The sequence below is a fragment of the Streptomyces sp. NPDC060194 genome (genome assembly GCF_042728285.1).
GTDB lineage: Bacteria > Actinomycetota > Actinomycetes > Streptomycetales > Streptomycetaceae > Streptomyces.
Genome location: NZ_JBHWZH010000059.1, coordinates 1 through 15,284 on the forward strand (window position 1 = coordinate 1; position 15,284 = coordinate 15,284).

The window sequence follows — 15,284 nt, forward strand, 5'->3', positions numbered from 1 at the left end:
CGGGCGAGGCGCGCGGCCTCGCCCGGCAGGGGCACGGGTGACAGGGAGCGGGACGGTCAGTCGACGCCCTGCAGGATGTGCGGCTCGGCGAGGTCGTCCTCGTAGCCGGCCAGCCGGATGGGGGCGGCGTGCGCCCACACGTCCAGGTTGCCGAGGGTGTCGGCGCGGAGCGCGGTCTCGGCGCGTTCTCGCGGCTGGGTCTCTCGGATCGTCTTCTCTGGTGTCACCGCGTACTCCTCATGAGTAGGGATGCCCCTGACGTGACGCGCGGCGGCCGCCGACCGACTCGCGTACGCCCAACGAGGGCTGAGTTCAGTGCACTTCGGACGCGGTGGCGCCGTTCCACTCGGTGGGGCGGGGCCGGTGTCCGGCTTGCCCCATGACGGACCAAGGGTGTTCGTGGGCCCAGGATGAGCTGTCCGTCCGCTTTAGAGTACACAGATGAGCGGGCACCCGCTCTACGGATGGGTAAAGGCTCTGTTTCATCCTGGTATACGCCCCGTTCGCCCCCTGGAAACCTGAAACGGCCCCGTAAACGGCGTTTCGCCGTCTACGGGGCCGTACGGGCGAACGGTCCCGCTCCCGGTTACCAGTTGGCCTGGCGGTAGTCCTTCAGGAAGACCCCGTACAGGTCCTCGCCCGCCTCGCCGCGCACGACCGGGTCGTAGACGCGGGCCGCGCCGTCGATCAGGTCGAGCGGGGCGTGGAAGCCCTCCTCGGCGAGGCGCAGCTTGTCGTAGTGCGGGCGCTCGTCGGTGATCCAGCCGGTGTCGACGGACGTCATCAGGATCCGGTCGGTCTGGAACATCTCCTGGGCGCTGGTCCGCGTCACCATGTTCATCGCGGCCTTCGCGGCGTTGGTGTTCGGGTGCCCGGCGCCCTTGTAGCCGCGGCTGAACACGCCCTCCATGGCGGAGACGTTGACGACGTAGGCCCGCCCCTTGGGGGCCTTCGCCGCCGCCTCGGCCATCGACGCGCGCAGCTTGCTGATCAGGATGAACGGGGCGGTGTAGTTGCACAGCTGGGTCTCGAGGAGCTCCACCGGGGAGATCTGCTCGATCGACTGCACCCAGGTGTTGGTGTCGACGACGTCCGGCACCAGGCCGCCCGCGTCGATCGCCGTGCCGTCGAGGTGGCGGGCGACGCTGGCGTTGCCGGCGACCAGCGCGAGGTCGGCGACCTGCTGCGCGTCGAGACCGCTGATGCCCAGGGGCAGCGCGGCGATGCCGTCGACGGATCCGGAGCCGAAGGCGCCGATGACCTCGTGCGCGGGCAGCTCACCGGCGGGCAGCGGGGCGCCCTCGCCCTCGACCAGGGCCGCGTACGCGGAGGGCAGGCGGCGCACGGTCTGGGTGGCGTTGTTGATCAGGATGTCGAGCGGGCCCTGCTCGGCGGTCCGCTCGGCGAGCGCCACGGCCTGCGCGGGGTCGCGCAGGTCGATGCCGACGACCTCCAGGCGGTGCATCCAGTCCGCGGAGTCGTCCATCGCCTTGAAGCGGCGGATGGCGTCCTTGGGGAAGCGGGTGGTGATGGTGGTGTGCGCGCCGTCGCGCAGCAGCCGCAGCGCGATGTACATGCCGATCTTGGCGCGGCCGCCGGTGAGCAGCGCGCGCTTGCCGCCGAGGTCGGCGCGGGCGTCGCGCCGGGCCCGGTTCTCCGCCGCGCACGGCTGGCAGAGCTGGTGGTAGAAGGCGTCGACCTCGACGTAGCGGGTCTTGCAGACGTAGCAGGAGCGCGGCCGCTGGAGGATGCCGGCGATCTGGCCGACGGTCGAGGAGGACGGCAGCAGGCCCTGCGTCTCGTCGTCGATGCGCTCGGCGGAGCCGGTGGCGGTGGCCTCGGTGACCCGCCGGTCGTTCTCGGTCTTCGCCGCGCGGCGCTCCTGGCGGCGGCGCTGCTTGACCGTGCGGTAGATCCCGGCGGTCGCCCGGCGGACGGCGATGGCGTCGGGGTGGTCGACGTCTATCGTGTCCAGCTCGTCGAGGACGCTGAGGCAGAGCGCGAGCCGCTCGGGGTCGATCCCGGGGCCGAAGTCGTGACCGTCCCCGACCGCGTCGCCCGAGGTGTACGCCGGACCGTCCTCTGTCACCGTCATCGCCGCTGTCGTCCTCGTGCTCGCTGGGTGCTGGTTCGAAAGCCCCGCGGTCCTGGTCACGCGGGTTCAAATTCCGCACCCTACGGCCGGGCGGGCGATCAGGACAAACCAGATGGCGGTATCCGTGACGGACCTCTCAGCGACAGGGGTCGGTGGCCGGGCGGTGCGGAGCCCCGGGGGGGGGGCAGGACCCGCACCGCCGTCGTCCCCCGGCGGTCAGCCGACCCGCTGCCCCTTGCCCAGGGCGACGATCCCGTTCGCCGAGACCACGTACAGCTCGCTGTCGCGCTCCGGGTTGACGCCGATGGTCGCCCCCGGCGGCACGTTCACGTTCTTGTCGAGGATCGCGCCGCGCACCACCGCGCCCCGGCCGATGCGGACGTTGTGGTGCAGGACCGAGCCCTGGACCACCGCGCCGTCCTCGACGACGACGCCCGGGGAGAGCACCGAGTTCGTGACCTGGCCGCGGATCACGCAGCCGGGGCTGACGATCGACTCGCTGGCGATGCCCGAGGCGGTGAACTTCGCCGGCGGCAGCTGGGGCGAGTGGGTGTAGATCGGCCAGCTTCGGTTGGAGAGGTCGAAGGCGGGCTCGTCGGAGATCAGGTCCATGTGGGCGTCGTAGTACGAGTCGAGCGTGCCCACGTCCCGCCAGTATCCGTGGTCGCGGCCGGTCTCGCCGGGGACGTGGTTGGTGTCGAAGTCGTAGACCTGGGCGACGCCCCGCTCGGTGAGCATCGGGAGGATCGAGCCGCCCATGTCGTGGACGGAGTCCTCGTCCTCGGCGTCCTGCTGGAGGGCGTCGATGAGCACCTTCGTGGTGAAGATGTAGTTGCCCATGGACGCGTAGACGCGCTCGGGGTCGTCGGGCAGGCCGGGCGGGTCGCTGGGCTTCTCCAGGAACCGCTCGACGGTCAGGCCGTCGGAACCGGGCGTGATGACGCCGAAGGCGGACGCCTCGGAGCGGGCGACGCGGATGCCGGCGACGGTGACGCCGGCGCCGCTCTCTATGTGCTGCTTCAGCATCTGCCGCGGGTCCATCCGGTACACGTGGTCCGCGCCGAACACCACGATGTAGTCCGGCTGCTCGTCGTGGACCAGGTTCAGCGACTGCAGGATCGCGTCCGCGCTGCCCAGGTACCAGCGCGGGCCGAGCCGCTGCTGGGCCGGGACCGGGGTCACGTAGTTGCCGAGCAGGCTGGACATCCGCCAGGTCGTGGTGACGTGCCGGTCCAGCGAGTGCGACTTGTACTGCGTGAGGACGCAGTTGCGCAGGATGTCGCCGTTGACGAGGTTGGAGAGCACGAAGTCGACGAGCCGGTAGGTGCCGCCGAACGTGACCGCGGGCTTGGCCCGGTCCGCGGTGAGCGGCATCAGCCGCTTGCCCTCACCGCCTGCGAGGACGATTCCGAGTACCGAAGGTCCACCGCGCATGTGCGCCCCCTAGTCCGTCATTGCTGGTCACTTCGATGCCAGCGTCTCCTCGTATACCCCGAGCGTGCGCCGGGCCACGGTGTCCCAGCCGAATTCCGCGACCGCCCGCTCCCGGCCCGCCTCACCCATCCGCCGGGCCGCCTCCGGGTCGTCGAGCACGCTGTTGAGGGTGTGCGCGAGCTGGGTCTCGAAGTGCTTGCCGTAGGGGACGAGCAGCCCGGTGCGGCCGTCGTCGACGACCTCGGGTATGCCGCCGACCGCGGAGGCCACCACCGCGGTGCCGCAGGCCATCGCCTCCAGGTTGACGATCCCCAGCGGCTCGTAGACCGAGGGGCAGACGAAGGCGGCGGCCTGGGTGAGCAGCGGGATCACCTCGCTGCGGGGCAGCATCTCGGAGATCCAGTGCACGCCGTCGCGGGTGCGGCGCAGCTCGTCGACGAGGTCGAGGAACTCGCGCTCGATCTCCGGGGTGTCGGGGGCGCCGGCGCACAGGACCAGCTGGGCTCCGGGCTCCATCTGGCGGGCGGCACGCAGCAGATGGGGCACGCCCTTCTGGCGGGTGATCCGGCCGACGAAGATCACGTAGGGGACGCCGGGGTCGATGCCGTGCCGGCGCAGGACCGCCGGGTCGGGGTCGGGGCGGTAGAGGGCGGTGTCGATGCCGTTGTGCACGACCCGCACCCGGGCGGGGTCGATGGCCGGGTAGCAGCTCAGGATGTCGGCGCGCATGCCGTGCGAGACGGCGATGACGGCGTCGGCGGCCTCGATCGCGGTCCGCTCGGCCCAGCTCGACAGGGCGTAGCCGCCGCCGAGCTGCTCGGCCTTCCAGGGGCGCAGCGGCTCCAGGGAGTGGGCGGTCATGACGTGCGGGACGCCGTAGAGGAGCTTGGCGAGGTGGCCGGCGAGGTTGGCGTACCAGGTGTGGGAGTGGACGAGGTCGCGGCCTTCGAGGGCGGCGGCCATCGAGAGGTCCGTGGAGAGGACTCCCAGCGCGTCGTTGGCGCCCCGGAGCCGGTCCCAGGAGCCGTGCCGGGTGAGGTCGCCGTCGCCCCCCTCGCCCCAGGCGTGGACCTGAAGATCCGTCAGCGCGCGCAACTCCCGCGCCAGGAACTCCACATGGACTCCGGCGCCTCCGTAGACGTCCGGCGGGTATTCGCGGCTGAGCAGTCCGACCTTCACCAGGTCATATTCACTCACCTGTCGCCCGTACGGAAGAGCGAACGGGCGGATGATCGAGACAGCAGTCCCCGCAGAGGCCACCGGCGGGGACGCGGTAGTACAGGCAGCAGCTGGTGCGGCGGAAGGCGCCGGCGCGCAGCGTGCCCGTCCCGCGCAGCTCGGGGAGCGCGAACAGGGCGTGGGCGACGGCGGTCGCCCGGCGGGCGGCCTCGGGGCGGTGGTTCGCGCGTGACCAGTCGCGCAGGGCGCGGTGCGCGCCGGCGAGCGCGGAGGCGGAGTTGCCGCGCAGGAGGGCGGCGGAGACGCGGTGGTCGCGGCGGAGGGCGGCGGCGAGCGGGGTGAGGTGGCCGTCGAGGACGGCGGCGCGCAGGCGCGCGGCGAGGGCGGCGGGGTCGTCGGTGGGTGCGGCGAGGTCGAGGGCGGTGCGGTCGGCAGCGGTCAGCCACAGGTCGTCGGGGGCGGCGGCGTCCGGGTCCCAGCGCAGTCCGGAGAGGTCGGGCACCGCGCCGTGCAGCGCCGCCGCGCCGAGGCCGATCGACCAGAGGCGGGCGGCGAGGCCGAGGTGCGCGATCGAGGCGGCGACCCGCCGCTCGGGCGTGCGGAGCCGGGCGGCGACGGTGTCGACGCGGCGGAGGAGGGGGGCGGTGCGGCCGCGGTAGAGGTCGGCCAGGGGCACGGTGTCCGTGCCCCCGGAGCCGGCCGTGCCGCCCGGGACGGCCGTGCCCCGGGAGCCGACCGTGCCGGCCGTGCCGCCCTGGCCGCCCGGACCGTCCGTCCGCAGGGCGAAGAAGCCGCCGACCGCCGCGATGTCCCACCCGCTCATGGCCCCCATTCACTCACAGCGCGGCGGACGACCTCCGGGGTAGGGCCCCCGGCCCGCCTTCACCCCTGGGTGGACACGCGTGCGCGCCGCGTACTGCGCCCGGAGTACGTGGGATCGCCCTCCCGGAACGACGATTCCGGCGGCTTTGTGCGGCATCGTGGAGACATGGAGAACGTGCCGCCCACACCACCGGCCCCGTCCGCCGGGAGCACCCGATGAGTGCCCTCGCCCTCGCCGTGCTGCTCGCCCTGGTCTCCGCGGTCGCCTACGCGGCGGGCGCGATCGTCCAGGAGCGGGTCGCGGCGACGGCGACGGAGCGCGCGTACGCACCGCTGCGCAGTCCGCTGTGGTGGGTCTCGGTCGCGCTCAACGGGCTGGGAGCCGTGCTGCACGTCGGCGCGCTGGCCTTCGGGCCGCTCAGCCTGGTGCAGCCGCTCGGCGCGCTGACCATCGTCTTCGCGCTGCCGATGGCAGCGCTGTTCGTGGGCCGCCGGGCCGGGGCGACCGCCTGGCGCGGCGCGATCATGGCGACGGTCGGTCTGGGCGGCCTGCTCTCCCTGACCGGGACCGCCGACAGCCAGTCCCTCGGCTCCACCGAGCGCCTGCTCGTCGGCGGCTGCACCGCCGCCGCGGTGGCGGCGCTCGCCCTGACCGCGCACACCGTGCACCGGCACCCGGCCGTGCGGGCGGTCATCCTCGCCTCGGCGGCAGGCATCGCGTTCGGGATCGCGTCCGTCTACACCAAGACGGTGGCCGTCGACTGGTCGGCGGGCGCGCCGCTCGCCCAGTGGCCGAGCCTCCTGACGACCGCCGCCCTGGCCACCGCGGGGATGCTGCTGTCGCAGGCCTCCTACCGGGGCGCGGGACTCGCCGCCCCGCTCGCCACGGTGACGGTGGTCAACCCGGTCGTCGCCGCGGCCGTCGGCATCGGCCTGTTCGGTGAGCACTTCCGGTACGGGGCGGCCGGGACGGCCATAGCGCTCGGCTGGGGGGTGGTCGCCGCCGGCGGGCTGATCCTGCTCACCACCGAGCGGCTCACCGCCGGCCGCGCGCCCGCCGACGACGCACCCGCCGAGCGCACACGCGTCGGCGTGCCCCGGCAGCAGGCGCCGGCCAGGGCCGGTGCCCGCGCGGCCGCGCCCGCGCGGGAGGGCCTCGTGGAGTGCCCGCTCGGCGAGGACGTGCGGCGCCCGCCGTCGGCCTGCCTCAGATCCTGACGCCGCCGGCCCGCAGATAGCCCAGCGGGTCGATGTCGGAGCCGTAGCCGGGCCCGCTGCGCACCTCGAAGTGCAGGTGCGGGCCCGTGCTGTTGCCGGTGGAGCCCGAGCGGCCGATCCGGCGGCCCGCGTCGACCTCCTGCCCGCTGCGGACGGTCAGGGCGGAGAGGTGGGCGTACTGGCTGTAGCGGCCGTCGGCGTGCCGGATGACGACCTCGTAGCCGTACGCGCCCGCCCAGCCCGCCGAGACGACGCGGCCGGCGGCGACGGCGCTGACCGCGGTGCCGGTGGGGACGGGGAAGTCGACGCCGGTGTGGTAACCGCTGGACCAGGAGCGGCCCGAGGCGCGGTAGCGGGTGCTGGGGCCGGCGGGGACGGGGGCGACGAGGCGGGCGCCGCCGCGGGTGGTGCGGTCGGCGCGGGTGTCGCCGGCCCGCTTCTCGGGCTTGGCCTTCTTCGGGGCGGCGGGCTTGGCCTGCGCCTTATGCTGCGCGGCCTTGCGCGGTTCGGCCGTGCGGTCGGGCGCCGTGTCCGTGCCCACCCGGTGGTCGATCACCAGCGACAGGCGCTGGCCCGGCCGGATCATGTTCGGGTTGCCGCCGACGACCTGGCGGTTGGCCTCGTACAGCGGCCGCCAGCCGCCCGGGACCCGCTGCTCGCGGGCGATGCCGGAGAGGGTGTCGCCGCCGGCCACGGTGTAGCCGCGCGGGGCGGCGGCCGCGGGGGCCGCGGGCGGGGCCTCCCGGGGGGCCTCCGGTATCGCCTCCTGGTACGCGTCCTGGTAGGCCTCGGGCGGAGCCTGCCGAGGCTGGGCCACGGCGATGACGAGCGGCCCGGAGGGCGGGATGGCCGTCGGCTGCTGCGGGACCTCCAGCACCTGCTGCGGAGTGCTCTGCGCGGCTGCGGTGCCCGCGCCGACGAGGGGGAGGGCGAGGCCGGCGCCGCCGGCCGTCACGGTCAGCGAGGCGCGATTGACCCGGCTCGGGCGGTACCGCCGGTGTCGTGCCTGCAGTCCCATGGGGACCCTCCTCGAGTGCGTGAACGGTGAAGGAGCGGTGCGGGTGTGGTGCGATTCGGCGACCGAAACGTAAGCGGAGCCGTGCGGGCCGTACAAGGGGGTGCCCATCCGTCACTTTCCGTCAAGTGGCTGTCCGGCCAATCGCGCCGGGGCGGACCGGGAGCCGGCTTCCGGCGCCCGCTCCTCCCGGCGGGACGGCTCGCCGTTCACGCGTGCGAGCCTGGCCAGCGGCGTCGCGACGAACGGCAGAGGCGGACCCGACGACTCCGTTTGCCGCCCGTGTATGCGGCGCGGGAATGCCCTCTCCGATCTTCGGCGCTGTTCCATAGTGGCCGAAACAACCGTCCGCCCTTCGTCAGGAGCTCATCCATGACCGACTCAGCTCAGATCGGCGTCACCGGACTCGCGGTGATGGGCCGCAACCTGGCCCGTAACTTCGCCCGCAACGGGTACACGGTGGCGCTGCACAACCGGACGAACGCGAAGACCCGCGCACTGGTGGAGGAGTTCGGCGACGAGGGGAACTTCGTCGCCACCGAGACCGCGGAGGACTTCGTCGCGGCCCTCGAACGCCCCCGCCGGCTCGTCGTCATGGTGAAGGCCGGCGACCCGACCGACGCGGTCATCGCCGCGTTCGCCCCGCTCCTTGAGCCCGGCGACATGATCATCGACGGGGGCAACGCGCACTTCGCCGACACCCGCCGCCGCGAGAAGGAACTCCGCGACCAGGGCATCCACTTCGTCGGCACGGGCGTCTCCGGCGGCGAGGAGGGCGCCCTCAACGGCCCCAGCATCATGCCCGGCGGCTCCCCCGAGTCCTACGACTCCCTCGGCCCCATGCTCGAGAAGATCTCCGCCAAGGCCGGCGACGGCTCCCCCTGCGTCACCCACGTCGGCCCGGACGGCGCGGGGCACTTCGTCAAGATGGTGCACAACGGGATCGAGTACGCCGACATGCAGCTCATCGGCGAGGCGTACCAGCTGCTGCGGGACGTCGGGGGGTACTCTCCCGCCGAGATCGCGGAGATCTTCCGGACGTGGAACACCGGGCGGCTCGACTCCTACCTGATCGAGATCACCGCGGAGGTCCTCGCGCACACGGACGCGGCGACGGGTGAGCCGTTCGTCGACGTGGTCCTGGACCAGGCCGAGCAGAAGGGCACGGGGCGCTGGACCGTGCAGATCGCCCTCGACCTCGGGGTGCCGGTGTCGGGAATCGCCGAGGCGGTGTTCGCGCGGGCCGTCTCCGGCCACGCGGACCTGCGGGAGGCCTCGCGGCACCTGGCCGGGCCGGCCGCGCGGAAGCTGTCGAAGGACGAGGCCGCCGCGTTCGCCGACCAGGTCGAGCAGGCCCTCTACGCCTCGAAGATCGTCTCCTACACCCAGGGCTTCCACCAGATCGCCGCCGGCAGCGACCGGTACGACTGGGACATCGACCTCGGCAAGGTCGCCGCGATCTGGCGCGGCGGCTGCATCATCCGCGCCGCCTTCCTCGACCGCATCACCCAGGCCTACGACGCCCAGCCCGGCCTCGTCAGCCTGCTGGCCGACAAGGGCTTCGCCGACGAGATCGCCGCCGCCCAGTCCGACTGGCGCACCGTCATCACCACCGCCGTCGCGGGCGGCGTCCCCACCCCCGGCTTCACCACCGCCCTCGCCTACTACGACTCCCTCCGCGCCCCCCGCCTCCCCGCCGCCCTCACCCAGGGCCAACGCGACTACTTCGGCGCCCACACCTACCGCCGCACCGACCGCGACGGCTCCTTCCACACCCTCTGGGGCGCCGACCGCACGGAGGCCGACGCCTGACCTCGGCTCATGACGTCAGGGTCAGCGGGTGAGTGCGGCAGCGAGGGTGCCGTCCACGGATGAACCGGTCGGTGCGGCCCGAGGCCGCTGATGGTGATGTCCGCGGTTCCGCGCAGCGCCGGCACGTCGACGCGGTGGTGGGGCGCGTGCAGAGCGGGGAGCTGGTCCGGGAGGTCGCTGCCCGCTTCGTGCGTCGGCTCGATCTCACACGCGTGGCCCGGGGGCGCTTCAGCCGTGCGCGGGTGGGACGCGTAGGGCGAGCAGGGCGGTGTCGTCGCTGGCCCACCCGTGGTGGTGGGCGTGCAGGACTGCGGTGAGGTGGTCGACGGTGGCACCGGCGTCCAGGGGGTGGCTGTCGGCGAGGGCCCGGGCGAGTTCGGTCTCGCCGAACAGGGCCGCGGCGCCGTCGGTGCCGGGGCGGGGGCGGCCCTCGATGGCGCCGTCGGTGTAGAGGAGCAGGAGGTCGCCGGGGGCCAGCTCGAAGGGCACATCCGTCAGGTCCACCGCGGGCCGCACCCCCAGCAGCATCCCGGTCTTCCCGAGCTGCCGCACCTGGCCGTCGGCGCGACGGAGGAGGGCCGGGGGGTGCCCGGCGAGGGTGAGGGTTCCGGCGGCGCCGGACGGGGTGAGGTGGAACGCGGCGTAGACGGCCGTCAGGAAGCGCTCCGCGCTCTGGGCGAGCATCGCGGTGTTGAGGCGGTTCAGCAGTTCGGCGGGGGAACCGGTGTCGGCGGCGTCGGCCCTGACGGTGTAGCGGGCCATGCTGCTGAGCTGGGCGGCCTTGACGCCTTTGCCGCAGACGTCGCCCAGAACGGCGGCGTAGTTGTCGCCGTGGGGTGCGGAAGAGGTCGTAGAAGTCGCCGACGACCTCGATGTCGTCGCGGGTGCTGCTGGAGGCCGGCAGGTAGGAGGCGGCTGCCTCCATGCCCTCGATCGTCCGCAGCGCTGCGGGGAGCAGTCCAGACTGGAGGGTGCGGGCGAGGTCCGCGGACCTCTGCTGGGCGGCCTGGGAGGCGGCGAGGCTCCGGCGCAGGCGGATCTCCGCGGACACCGAGCGGGCCAGGGTCGCAAGCGTGGTCAGGTCGGCCGGTGACCAGGTCCGGGGGGGGCGTCGTCGATCACGCAGAAGTTGCCCAGGACGTGCCCGTCGGCGTCGAGGATCGGGTAGCCGGCCCAGGCTCCGATGTTCATCGGGCCGATGGAGGGATGTCCGGCGGTGCGCGGGTCGGCGGCGGCGTCCTCGACGACGAACGGCTTCCCGTCCAGGCCGACGAGGTGGTAACAGAAGCTCTCCCCCGCCGGGTTCTGCCGGTCGGCCACGTCGTCGGCGTCGATACCGGCGCCGACGCACGCCTTCCAGAACGAGCGGTCGGCGTCGACCAGGGTGACGAACGCGCGGCCGGTGCCGGTGATCCGGGAGGCCAGCGAGGCGAGGTCGTCGAAGACCTCCTCCCCCGGGGTGTCCAGAAGTCCCGTCGCCCGCACCGCGGCCAGCCGGGCCGGGTCCGACAGCGCCGCCGGCAGCCCGTCCCCGCGCACCATCTGTCCGTTCCTCCTCGAAATCTCCAGATCGGCGCACAGCCAACCACACCGCGGCGTCCACCGGCAGTGACCAGTTCCTCAACGCGCCCGCCCGAAACAGGACACCTCCTCGGACACGGTTCCAACCGCTGGCCGACATCGACTCCGCCCCGGCCGGGACGCCGGAGGCGGCCGAGGGGTGCGGCGGGTCGCCCGCATCACGGCCCACCGCCTCGGGGGCCGGTGCGCGGAGACCCCGGGCACCTTCCTCGACGGACTCCGCACCGGACCGGCCACCGACCGACTGCTGCGCACACACGTCAAGGTCGACGCCGGATCCGTGGTTGTTGCGCGGCGCCCTGGTCGCGGGCGCGCCGTCCGGCCATGTACCCGGCGAGTGCCAGCCCGGTTCCGGCCAGAGTCAGCAGGGCCCCCAGAATCCCCACGACGGACATCACCGCAGAAGAAGCCGGCGTCTCCCGGACACGGCCGCGCACGTCGGACGCTGCCACGCTGCCCGACTGCTCGTCGAGGAAGTAGCGTGAGTCGTTCGCATTGGCCCGGTGGTCGCCGAGCAGGAACAGGCGCCCTTCCGGAACGGTCACCGCGTAAGGGCTCGTCGTCGACGTGAACTTGTCCCGCTTCACGTAGGGTTCGTCGATCTGCTTGCCGTTCACGACGACCCTTACTCCGTCGCGGGACTCCACGCGATCGCCTCCCAGGCCGACCACCCGCTGCAGGGTCGGCAGACCACCGTAGCGTCCCGGCACATCGATGAGCAGGACGTCGCCCCGCCGGATCCCGCTCCCGTCGACGCGCTCGACGGCCAACCGGTCGCCCGCGGGGTAGGTGGGCTCCATCGAGTCGGACGACACGGTGACCCACTCGCTCGCGAGCCCGGATCCGAAACGGATCCCGCTCGCCAACAGCACCACCCCGAGCGGCACGAGCACCCACCCGGCAATCCTCAACCCCCGACCCGCACTGTGCTGCGGCATCATCGCTCCTTGTCGATCTCCCGTCTCCCTGTGGAGCGGGCCCGGCAGGTCATCCTTCAGCGGGTGGCGACGACTCCGCGCAAGGGGGCCATCGGGCCCGCTGCTCCCGATGGCCCCTCGTCCGACGGCGGAGACCTACGGCGTGAGTCCGTACCCCAGCCGCACTCCGCTCGCCGTGCCCAGCAGCGTGCGGGTGAGGTGGAAGCCCGCGCCCGGGTCGATGCCGGCGCCGCCGGCGGGAAGGTGCAGCAGGACGCCCGATCCCGTGTCCTCCCCCTCCGCGCCGACGGTCAGGTCGGCACGGCCCCAACCGGAGAGGTCGGTGAGGCTGACCGAGGAACCGAACCGGTCGCCGGACTCGGTGACACCGGCGACCTGCGGCGTGTCCTGGGAGAAGGCCTTCGATCCGGCCCCCGGGAGTCCGGCCGCGGTCGACGGGAGGAGGAGTACGGACCCGGCGTCCTTGCGCGCGGCGCCGTCCCGGGTGATGTCCTCACCCGGCGCTCCGGTCGAGACGTCGGCGTAGCCGTCGAGGTTGAAGTCGCCGACGGACACGGAGGTTCCCAGGGCGTCGCCCGACTCCGCCGCGCCGGGGACGCCGGCCGAGTCCTGGTGGAGGCGGGTGACCCCGGAGAATCCGGACGCGGCGCCGTAGACGGCCATGACCGATCCGCCGGGGACGGTGGTGCCGGACTCCTTGCTGTCGGGCTGGCCGACGACGATGTCGGCGTAGCCGTCCCCGTTGAGGTCTCCGGCGGCGATGCTGCGGCCGCCCTTCACGGAGAGGTTGCCGACCTTGGCGAGACCGGCCTTGGATCCCTTGAACCAGGTGACCCGGGCCGCACCGGTGGCGTCGCGCCAGTTCAGGGCGACGTCGCCGTAACCGTCCCGGTTGAAGTCGCCGGCCGCCGCGTCGGTGTACGCGACGGCGGCGGTGGCGGTGCTGAGCGTTCCGGCGGTGGTGGCGCCGCCGGTCAGGCGGACGTTCCAGTTGCCGCCCCTGCCGGTGCCGGCGCCGAAGACGTCCGCGCGGCCGTCCGCGTCGAAGTCGCCCACGGCGAGGGCGGATCCGAGCCTGGCGCCGGCCCGGGTGACTGCGCTGGTGGTGTAGGAGGTGCCCGTGGACAGGCCGGGGCCGTACAGCACGGTGATGGCACCGCGGTCGGCGGCACCACTGGTGTCGTCCTCGCCCGGCGCGCCGACGACGAGGTCGGCGTGGCCGTCGGCGTTGAGGTCGCCGTAGGCGGTGGTCGTGCCGAAGGCGTCGCCGGCCTCGGAGCTGCCGGGCACGCCGGCGCTGGACTGGCTGACGAGCTTCTTGGCCGTCGCCACCGGTCCGGCGGAGCCTCCCGGCACCACGGTGACGGAACCGGCTCCGGACAGTGCCTTGGGCGTGCCGGCGACCAGGTCGGTCACGCCGTTGCGATCGATGTCCGAGGTGGTCAGCGCGTGGGAGACGCCGGGAGTGGCGGCCAGCTTCCTGATCAGTGGAAGCTGGGAGTACAGGTTCCTGCCCGGGCAGGCGGTGTTGTTGGTGTCCCGGTGGCCGAAGATCGCCGGGAGGGTGACCTTCGCCCCCTTGGCGATCTTGTTGCCGTCCACGCCCGCGTCCCCGGCCGACGTCAGGGTCACGTTGGCAGCGGGGCTGATCCCGTACTGGCCGAGCCGCCAGGCCGCGATCCGGGCGATGGCCTCCAGGGCGGGCCTGGTGGGCTTGGCGCTCTCGAAGTTGCCGAGGTAGGAGATCCCGAGGGTGTTGGTGTTGAAGCCGTAGTCGTGGGCCCCGCGGACCGGGAGGTCCGTGCCGCCGCTGCGGCCCTCGAAGATCCGCCCGCAGCGGTCGACGAGGAAGTTGTAGCCGATGTCGTACCAGCCCTTGGCGAGGTGGCCCTGCTGGATGGTGCGGATGCGCTCGGCGGAGTCGGTGCAGGACGTGGAGTTGTCCAGGTCCACGCCGGTGTGGTGGACGACGATCGCGTCGACCTTCTCCGCGTACTCCGGGGTGCCGTTGTACTCGGTCGACCCGCCCCACTGCGCCTGGGTCAGCACCGGCGGCGCGACCACGGTGGAGGGCGGGGCCGTCGGGACGGTGGGGGTGGGCTCCGGGCTCGGGGGCGGTGTGGTCGTCGACGGGGACGGCGAGGTCGGCTGCGGGGAGGCGGTCGTCGATGCGGCCGGGTCGGACGGCGCCGCCGTACCGGACGGTGTGGTGGCAGCGGACGGGTCGCCCGTGGGACCGACAGTGCCGGTAGGTGAGGCGCTTGGGGCCGGGGGCGACGGCTCGTCCGCCGCGAACGCGGCCGGCTCGGTGACCAGGTGGCGGGAGCGCTTGGGGTCGGTTCCGGGGTCGATCAGCTTCACGCTGATGCCGGCGGGCAGGTCCTTGACCGTTCCGTCGTCGGCGGTCACCCGCACCTCGACCGCGTCCGAACCGCCGGTCCAGAGCACCTCGGTGCCGCCCAGCACGCCCGAACGACGCGCTTCGGCCCCGTCAGCCGCCTGCTCGACGGCGAGCGTCGTCCACTCCGACCACTCGCCGGACTCGATGTCGCGCGCCCGGGCCTGCGCCGTACCGTCGAGCACCGCCTTCGGGTCACGCCAGGTCAGCAGCAGACCGCTGAACCGCTCGGTCTCCTGACGGTCGGTCGCCTTCCGGGTCGTCGACCTGTCGGTCACCTTGAGGGTGCGGACGGACGCCTCCCGCACCTCCGCGGCACGGGCACCGGGGGTCTCCCCCGGCACCGCAACCGCGTACGTCACCACACCCGCCCCGCCGACGGCCACGGCGGCGACCGTCAGCCACACTCGTCGTTTCAGGCTCAGCGGGGCGTAGGCGTGTCTCTTGCGCGTGCTCAACTCGAAATGCCTCTCACGTCGTTGTCGCGGCGCCCGTCGGATGAGGCGCCACGCACTACCCAGCGCTCGCCCGATCCCGAACATCACACCCGCGGTGCGGCGGAGCCGGAACCGGTCCATGAACGCGATGTCGACGATCAGAACGGCGACGGTTGCGTCGGTCCGGTCGTGCATCGGCCGTCGGCGCTCGCAGACAACGGCGAGATCGCCGCCTGTCTCAGCTCGTCCGACGGCCTTCGGACCACTGATGGGGAACGAGAAGGCCCTGAAAGGAGTAGTTCGCCGCCCTCCCGGGGCCTCTCACAGTTCCCGCGGTCCGCTTGTCACCCCTCGC

At 73.2% G+C, this 15,284-nt stretch carries 12 protein-coding genes; 2 read left to right on the forward strand and 10 right to left on the reverse strand.

Translation table 11 applies throughout. The features are described 5' to 3' along the window. Window positions 1–56: 56 nt before the first annotated feature. The 5 genes from ACFWEG_RS15410 to ACFWEG_RS15430 all read right to left on the reverse strand — a co-directional run bounded on the left by ACFWEG_RS15410 (window position 57) and on the right by ACFWEG_RS15430 (window position 5,531). A complete protein-coding gene (locus tag ACFWEG_RS15410) occupies window positions 57–227 on the reverse strand; it encodes a hypothetical protein (RefSeq protein ID WP_387214619.1) in 171 nt (56 codons plus the stop codon). Window positions 228–586: 359 nt separating this feature from the next. Continuing rightward, window positions 587–2,095: an SDR family NAD(P)-dependent oxidoreductase gene (locus tag ACFWEG_RS15415; RefSeq protein ID WP_387214622.1), complete on the reverse strand. Its 1,509-nt coding sequence runs from the start codon at window positions 2,093–2,095 to the stop codon at window positions 587–589. A 216-nt stretch (window positions 2,096–2,311) separates the two neighbouring features. Next, window positions 2,312–3,529 (reverse strand): glucose-1-phosphate adenylyltransferase, encoded by a 1,218-nt coding sequence (gene glgC / locus ACFWEG_RS15420; protein ID WP_387214625.1) that lies wholly within the window; start codon window positions 3,527–3,529, stop codon window positions 2,312–2,314. A gap of 27 nt (window positions 3,530–3,556) precedes the next feature. After that, complete coding sequence (gene glgA, locus ACFWEG_RS15425; protein ID WP_387214700.1) at window positions 3,557–4,708, reverse strand: glycogen synthase; 1,152 nt, start codon at window positions 4,706–4,708, stop codon at window positions 3,557–3,559. Window positions 4,709–4,718: 10 nt separating this feature from the next. After that, window positions 4,719–5,531, reverse strand: a complete 813-nt coding sequence (locus ACFWEG_RS15430) for a (2Fe-2S)-binding protein (RefSeq protein ID WP_387214628.1) — start codon at window positions 5,529–5,531, stop codon at window positions 4,719–4,721. A gap of 215 nt (window positions 5,532–5,746) precedes the next feature. Here ACFWEG_RS15430 and ACFWEG_RS15435 point away from each other — a divergent pair, with 215 nt between their 5' ends. Then, entirely contained in the window at window positions 5,747–6,748 is a 1,002-nt protein-coding gene (locus tag ACFWEG_RS15435; RefSeq protein ID WP_387214631.1) for a DMT family transporter, read from the forward strand. Here ACFWEG_RS15435 and ACFWEG_RS15440 read toward each other — a convergent pair. Next, on the reverse strand, window positions 6,738–7,766 hold the full coding sequence (locus ACFWEG_RS15440; RefSeq protein ID WP_387214634.1) for a peptidoglycan DD-metalloendopeptidase family protein: 1,029 nt from the start codon (window positions 7,764–7,766) through the stop codon (window positions 6,738–6,740). The two genes, ACFWEG_RS15435 and ACFWEG_RS15440, sit on opposite strands and share 11 nt — an antisense overlap. 369 nt (window positions 7,767–8,135) lie before the next feature. Here ACFWEG_RS15440 and gndA point away from each other — a divergent pair, with 369 nt between their 5' ends. Continuing rightward, window positions 8,136–9,575: an NADP-dependent phosphogluconate dehydrogenase gene (gene gndA / locus ACFWEG_RS15445; RefSeq protein WP_387214637.1), complete on the forward strand. Its 1,440-nt coding sequence runs from the start codon at window positions 8,136–8,138 to the stop codon at window positions 9,573–9,575. A 228-nt stretch (window positions 9,576–9,803) separates the two neighbouring features. Here gndA and ACFWEG_RS15450 read toward each other — a convergent pair whose 3' ends face one another. The 4 genes from ACFWEG_RS15450 to ACFWEG_RS15465 form a co-directional block, all read right to left on the reverse strand. Beyond that, window positions 9,804–10,646 (reverse strand): PP2C family protein-serine/threonine phosphatase, encoded by an 843-nt coding sequence (locus tag ACFWEG_RS15450; RefSeq protein ID WP_387214640.1) that lies wholly within the window; start codon window positions 10,644–10,646, stop codon window positions 9,804–9,806. Between the two features lie 6 nt (window positions 10,647–10,652). Further along, window positions 10,653–11,117 (reverse strand): GAF domain-containing protein, encoded by a 465-nt coding sequence (locus ACFWEG_RS15455; RefSeq protein WP_387214643.1) that lies wholly within the window; start codon window positions 11,115–11,117, stop codon window positions 10,653–10,655. Between the two features lie 299 nt (window positions 11,118–11,416). Then, window positions 11,417–12,049: a signal peptidase I gene (lepB, locus tag ACFWEG_RS15460; RefSeq protein WP_387214646.1), complete on the reverse strand. Its 633-nt coding sequence runs from the start codon at window positions 12,047–12,049 to the stop codon at window positions 11,417–11,419. A 180-nt stretch (window positions 12,050–12,229) separates the two neighbouring features. Beyond that, window positions 12,230–14,950, reverse strand: a complete 2,721-nt coding sequence (locus ACFWEG_RS15465; protein WP_387214649.1) for an N-acetylmuramoyl-L-alanine amidase — start codon at window positions 14,948–14,950, stop codon at window positions 12,230–12,232. Window positions 14,951–15,284 lie beyond the last annotated feature (334 nt).

Coding starts and splice junctions, on each gene's coding strand:
- ACFWEG_RS15415 (WP_387214622.1), bottom strand. CDS start 2,095: ATGACGGTGACAGAGGACGGTCCGGCGTACACCTCGGGCGACGCGGTC.
- glgC (WP_387214625.1), bottom strand. CDS start 3,529: ATGCGCGGTGGACCTTCGGTACTCGGAATCGTCCTCGCAGGCGGTGAG.
- ACFWEG_RS15430 (WP_387214628.1), bottom strand. CDS start 5,531: ATGAGCGGGTGGGACATCGCGGCGGTCGGCGGCTTCTTCGCCCTGCGG.
- ACFWEG_RS15435 (WP_387214631.1), top strand. CDS start 5,747: ATGAGTGCCCTCGCCCTCGCCGTGCTGCTCGCCCTGGTCTCCGCGGTC.
- ACFWEG_RS15440 (WP_387214634.1), bottom strand. CDS start 7,766: ATGGGACTGCAGGCACGACACCGGCGGTACCGCCCGAGCCGGGTCAAT.
- gndA (WP_387214637.1), top strand. CDS start 8,136: ATGACCGACTCAGCTCAGATCGGCGTCACCGGACTCGCGGTGATGGGC.
- ACFWEG_RS15455 (WP_387214643.1), bottom strand. CDS start 11,117: ATGGTGCGCGGGGACGGGCTGCCGGCGGCGCTGTCGGACCCGGCCCGG.